Origin of the sequence: Micromonospora sp. M42 (genome assembly GCF_000568915.1) — a bacterium.
Taxonomy (GTDB): Bacteria; Actinomycetota; Actinomycetes; order Mycobacteriales; family Micromonosporaceae; genus Micromonospora; species Micromonospora chalcea.
In genome coordinates this window covers 1410845-1415999 of sequence record NZ_KK037233.1, presented here as the reverse complement: position 1 = coordinate 1415999, position 5155 = coordinate 1410845, and the positions used below count along the sequence as shown (strand labels likewise).

Genomic DNA, 5155 nt, shown 5'->3' with positions numbered 1-5155 from the left:
GACGGCTCGCCACGCCACCGGGCTCGGCGCCCGCCGGACGGTCGACGCCGCCGCCGAGTCGCCCGCCGCCGCGCTGCGCGCCGACACCGGCGGCCGGGGCGCCGACGTGTGCCTGGAGCTGTCCGGGTCGTACCCGGCGCTGCACGAGGCGATCCGGGCCACCGCCCACGCCGGCCGCGTCGTCGCGGCCGGCTTCTACCAGGGGTACGCCCACGGGCTGGAACTCGGCGAGGAGTTCCACCACAACCGGATCCAGCTGGTGGCCGCCCAGGTCTCCGGGCCGGACCCGGCGCCCGGCACGGCCGGCCGGTGGTCCGGGACCCGGATCGCGGACACGTTCATGGACCTGGTGGCCGAGGGCAGCGTCGACCCGCTGCCGCTGGTGAGCCACGTCGTCGACGCGGGCGCGGTGGCCGACGCCCTGGCGTTGCTCGACCGCGGTGACGGTGACGTCCTCCAAGTGGTGCTGAGGTTCTGATGGACATTCCGCTCGCCTGCCAGGAGCAGTTGCTCCCCGGCGCCGACCTGATCGGGAAGTACGCCCTCGCCGTCTCCCTCGGCTACCAGGGCATCGAGCTGCGCGGCCGGGGTGACCTCGCGCTGGCCGGGCGGCTGCCGGAGCTGCGCCGCGCCCGCGCCGCCGGCGTGGTCATGCCGACCGTCTGCGTCGAGATGGACCACTTCGTCGGCGACTTCGACCCGGGCCGATCCCGCGACGCGGTGGACAACCTGCGCTCCCAGCTCTCGGTGATCGCCGAGCTGGGCGGCGTCGGCGCGATGACCCCTGCCGCGTGGGGCATGTTCTCCCGCCGGCTGCCCCCGTTCGAACCACCACGCTCGGCCGACGACGACCGGCGGGTGCTCGTCGACGCCCTGGGCGAGCTGGCCGGGCACGCCCGCGCCGAAGGGGTCACCGTGTTCCTGGAACCGCTCAACCGGTACGAGGACCACATGGTCAACCGACTCGACCAGGCCGTCGAGCTGTGCCGCGCGGTCGGGTCACCGGCGCTGCGGGTGGCCGCCGACACGTACCACATGAACATCGAGGAGGACGACCCGAACGCCGCGCTGCGCGCCGCCGCGCCGTACCTCGGGCACGTGCAGGTCAGCGACTCCAACCGGCACCAGCCCGGCGCGGGGCACCTCGACTGGGCGGCGCTGCTGGGCACGCTGGACGCGATCGGCTACACCGGCTGGCTCGCGCTGGAGTGCCGGCTGCGCGGCGAGCCGGTCGCCGCGCTGCGCCAGGCCGCCACCGCGCTGGCCCAGGCCCGTCCCCGGCGGGCCGCCGCATGACGCTGACCACCGGGGTACGCGCCGACGCCGACCGTCACGCCCGGCTGCGCCGCCTCGCGCTGGCCACCCTGGACGCCAACTGGGAACACGACCACACGGTGCCCTCCCGCACGCTCTACCCGCACCAGTGGAGCTGGGACTCGGCGTTCATCGCGATCGGCCTGGCACACGTCCGCCCCGACCGGGCCTGGCGGGAGCTGCGGACGCTGTTCGCCGCGCAGTGGATCGACGGGCGGGTGCCGCACATCGTGTTCAACCCCGCCTCCCGTGCCGGGCCGTACTTCCCCGGGCCCCGGTTCTGGGACTCGGCCCGCGCCGAGGGCGCCCCGGCCCGCGCCACCTCCGGCATCGTCCAGCCGCCGGTGCACGCCCCGGCCGCCTGGCTGGTGCACCGCCGCGCCTCCTCCGAGGCGTCGGTGGCCGCGCTGCGCCGGCTCTACCCGAGGCTCGTCGCGCAGCAGCGCTACCTGACCGGGCGGCGCGACGCGGGCGGCGGCGGGCTGGCCGCGATCGTGCACCCGTGGGAGTCCGGACTGGACAACAGCCCGGCCTGGGACGCGCCGCTGGCCGGGGTGCCCGCCGACGAGGCGGTGATGCGCGCGTACCGCCGGCACGACACCGCGCACGCCGACGCGGCGCAGCGCCCCACCGACCTGGACTACGCGCGCTACGTCGCGCTGGTGGAGTCGTACCGGGCCGGCCGCTACCGGGACGAGGGGCTGCTCGGGCGGCACCCGTTCCTGGTGGAGTGCCCGCTGGTGAACGCCGCGCTCGGCGTCTCCGAGTACGCCCTCGCGCGCATCGCCTCGGTGATCGGCGCCGACCCGGGGCCGCACCGGGACCGGGGGGCCCGGATCACCGAGGCGATGGTCACCCGGCTCTGGGACCCGGTCACCGGCACGTTCCGTCCCCGCGACGTGCGCGCCGACCGCCTCGTGCCGGCCCGTACCGTGCTCGGGCTGATGCCGCTGGCGCTGCCCGAGCTGCCCGCCGCGCAGGTGTCGGCGGTGCTGGCCGAGGCGTGCTCGCCGCGTTTCGGGCTGGCCGCCCGGATGGACCGGCCGCTGCCCACGTACGACCGCACCGCCCCGGACTTCGAGCCGCTGCGCTACTGGCGCGGGCCGAGCTGGATCAACACCGGCTGGCTGCTCTGGCAGGGTCTGCGTACCCACCGCCGGGCCGACCTGGCCGCCGGACTGCGCGAGTCGCTGCTCGACCTGGTCGACCGGGCCGGCTGCCACGAGTACTTCCACCCGGACACCGGCGCCGGACTCGGCTCGCCGGCGTTCAGCTGGACCGCCGCGCTGGTGCTGGACGCGCTCGCCCAGGAGTGATACCGGTGGACGCCGGGTGGACCGACGCGGGCCGGCCAGGCTCAGGCGACGCCGACGCGCAGGGCCGCCATCGGGGCGTCGTCGATCGCGTAGCCGAGCGCGTCGACCACCTCTACCACGCCGCTGACCTGCCGGGCCAGCCGCACCGCGAAGCTGCGCCGTGGAACGTCGCTCCACCTGCCCGGTCAGCGTCACCACGCCCCGCTGCACCGTCACGTCGACCACGCCGTCGCGCACGCCGAGGCTGCGCCACAGCACCTCCTCGACCACGTCGCGCCGGATGCCGGCGTCCGGGCGCAGGTGCACCTTGAGCAGGTCACCGCGGGTGACGATGCCGACCAGACGGCCGAGGTCGTCGACCACCGGCAGCCGCTTCACGCCGCGCGTGTCCATCAGCCGGGCCGCCTCCACGATCGTGGCGTCCGGCGTGATCGTGACCGGCGGAGCGGTCATCAGGTCGGCGGCGAGCGTCGCACCGGCCTTCGCCTGCGCCTCGCGGCGGTGCCGGTCGGGCAGGATCCGCCGCTCCCGGGGCTGGCCCAGCAGCTCCACCTTGTACATCAGGTCCGCCTCGGACACCACGCCGAGCACCCGCCGGGTCTCGTCCACCACCGGCGCCGCCGGACGTGCCGTTCGGTCAGCACGTCGACGATCTCCCGGTACGCCGTGCCCTCCCGTACCGACGCCACGTCCCTGGTCATCACGTCCTGCACCTGCCACGTACGCATGGCGAACCTCCCTGTGTCCGCCCCCGACGCTAGGCGGCGGCGACGGGGGAGGAGCAGGGGCGCAATGACCAGGTCAGGGGGCCGGAGGTCCCGAAATCACCCAGCCGCTACCGGCTCGGCGACCTCGTCCAGGGGCGGCTCGGCGGTCAGCAGGGCGGCCGGCACCGGCTCGACCGCCACCCGGCAGTCGTGAAAAAAAAAACGCCTCGCCCAGGTCGGTGTCGCGGACGCCGGTGACCGCGTTGACGGTGGAACGCCCCGGGCTGCGCCGCGCCCAGTACGCCTTGTACGTGAACGCGCACCCCGGCCGGGTCGCCTCGTCCACCGCCACCGCGGCGAGGAACGCGCCCCGGTCGTTGTGCACGCGCACCGCGTCGCCGTCGGCGAGCCCGTGCGCCGCCGCGTCGGCCGGGTGCAGGTGCAGCCGCGGCGGCCCGGCCCGGCGGGTGTGCCAGGGCAGCGAGGCGAACGTGGAGTTCATCAGGTAGCGGTTGGCCGGGGTGAGCAGCGTCAGCGGGAACCGGCGGGCCAGTTCCGGGTCGGCCGCCTCGGCCGGTGGCGTGTACCCGGGCAGCGGGTCCACCCCGAGCGCGGCGAGCGCCGGGTCGTGCAGCCGGGCCCGCCCGTCCGGCGTGGGGAAACCGCCAGCGGCGTACGGCGCGGACCCGACCGGCACGCCGGTGAGCCGGGCGTACGTGCGTTCGCGCAGTTCCTCGAACGTGATCGGCGCGCCGGCCAGCAACTGCCGGGCCAGGTCCTCGTCGCTGTCCGAGAACGCCGGATGGTCCACGCCCAGCGCGGCGGCGATCCGCCGGAAGATCTCGGTGTTCGGCAGCGCCTCGCCCGGCGCGCGGGTGACCGGCAGATTCAGCGTCGTGTAGTGGTGCCCGTAGGACGTCTGCAGGTCCAGGTGCTCGGGCTGCATGGTGGCCGGGAGCACCACGTCGGCGTAGTCGCAGGTGTCGGTCCAGCGCTGCTCCAGCACCACTGTGAACAGGTCGGCGCGGCCCAGCCCGGTGAGCAGCCGGGCCTGGTCCGGCGCGGTCGCCGCCGGGTTGGCGTTGAACACCACGAGCGAGGTGACCGGCGGGTCGGCCTCCCCGGTGAGCACGGTGGCCAGCCGGCTCATGTTCAGCGTCCGGGCCGGTGGGGCCGGCATGCCGGCGGGCCGGATCACCGGACCGTTGTCGATGCGGTGGTGCCGCTGGTAGTCACCAGCGCCCCGCCGCCGGGGTACCGGAAGTCGCCGGTGACCAGCGGCAACGCGCAAGATGGCCCGGATCGCCTGCCCGGCACCGTGGTGCCGTTGCAGGCCCAGCCCGACGCGGAATCGCGGTGGGCCGGGTGGTGGCGATCCGCTAGCCGAGGCGGCGTACCACCTCGGGCGGCAGGCCGCACTCGGCGGCGGCCCGCTCCACCGGCCAGTCGTCGAGCCGGGCGGCCAGTTCCGGCCAGCCGGTGGTGTGCGCGGCCAGCCACGCCTCGTCGGCCGCCCCGGCGTCGCGGACGTGGCGCATCAGCCCGAGCGCGAGCGCCGCGTCGGTGCCGGGTAGCGGCGCGACGTGCTCGTCGCTGCGGGCCGCCGTGTCGGTGCGCAGCGGGTCGATCGTCACCACGTACGCGCCGCGCTCGCGGGCCTGCTGCACGAACGGCCACAGGTGCAGGTTGGTGACCAGCGGGTTGGCGCCCCAGAGGACGATCAGCTCCGCCTCGACGATCGACTCCGGTTCGAAGCCGACCGAGGCGCCGTACAGCGAGCGCAGCGCCGCCCGCGCCGCCCGCCGTGCAGATGGTGGT

Annotated in this window: 6 protein-coding genes and 1 pseudogene; 3 read left to right on the top strand and 4 right to left on the bottom strand. The window is 75.6% G+C overall.

Features of this window, described 5'->3' with window-relative positions:
* The 3 genes from MCBG_RS06170 to MCBG_RS06160 form a co-directional block, all read left to right on the top strand.
* A partial coding sequence (locus MCBG_RS06170; RefSeq protein WP_157560816.1) for a zinc-binding dehydrogenase occupies positions 1 to 478 on the top strand: 478 nt, incomplete at its 5' end.
* Complete coding sequence (locus MCBG_RS06165; RefSeq protein WP_043324649.1) at positions 478 to 1296, top strand: sugar phosphate isomerase/epimerase family protein; 819 nt, start codon at positions 478 to 480, stop codon at positions 1294 to 1296. The genes MCBG_RS06170 and MCBG_RS06165, both read left to right, overlap by 1 nt.
* Positions 1293 to 2630, top strand: a complete 1338-nt coding sequence (locus MCBG_RS06160) for an MGH1-like glycoside hydrolase domain-containing protein (RefSeq protein WP_043324648.1) — start codon at positions 1293 to 1295, stop codon at positions 2628 to 2630. Before MCBG_RS06165 ends, MCBG_RS06160 begins: the two co-directional genes overlap by 4 nt.
* 363 nt (positions 2631 to 2993) lie before the next feature.
* Here MCBG_RS06160 and MCBG_RS34720 read toward each other — a convergent pair.
* The 4 genes and pseudogenes from MCBG_RS34720 to MCBG_RS33715 form a co-directional block, all read right to left on the bottom strand.
* Positions 2994 to 3083 (bottom strand): annotated as a pseudogene (locus tag MCBG_RS34720) (CBS domain-containing protein); the annotation flags it as partial.
* Positions 3084 to 3190: 107 nt separating this feature from the next.
* A complete protein-coding gene (locus MCBG_RS33725; protein WP_223201095.1) occupies positions 3191 to 3358 on the bottom strand; it encodes a CBS domain-containing protein in 168 nt (55 codons plus the stop codon).
* A gap of 73 nt (positions 3359 to 3431) precedes the next feature.
* Positions 3432 to 4535: a molybdopterin dinucleotide binding domain-containing protein gene (locus MCBG_RS33720; RefSeq protein WP_223201094.1), complete on the bottom strand. Its 1104-nt coding sequence runs from the start codon at positions 4533 to 4535 to the stop codon at positions 3432 to 3434.
* 181 nt (positions 4536 to 4716) lie between these two features.
* A partial coding sequence (locus MCBG_RS33715; RefSeq protein WP_223201093.1) for a molybdopterin-dependent oxidoreductase occupies positions 4717 to 5155 on the bottom strand: 439 nt, incomplete at its 5' end.

What these genes read in the sequence shown, in the direction of transcription:
- MCBG_RS06165 (WP_043324649.1), top strand. Translation starts at nt 478, where the DNA reads ATGGACATTCCGCTCGCCTGCCAGGAGCAGTTGCTCCCCGGCGCCGAC.
- MCBG_RS06160 (WP_043324648.1), top strand. Translation starts at nt 1,293, where the DNA reads ATGACGCTGACCACCGGGGTACGCGCCGACGCCGACCGTCACGCCCGG.
- MCBG_RS33725 (WP_223201095.1), bottom strand. Translation starts at nt 3,358, where the DNA reads ATGCGTACGTGGCAGGTGCAGGACGTGATGACCAGGGACGTGGCGTCG.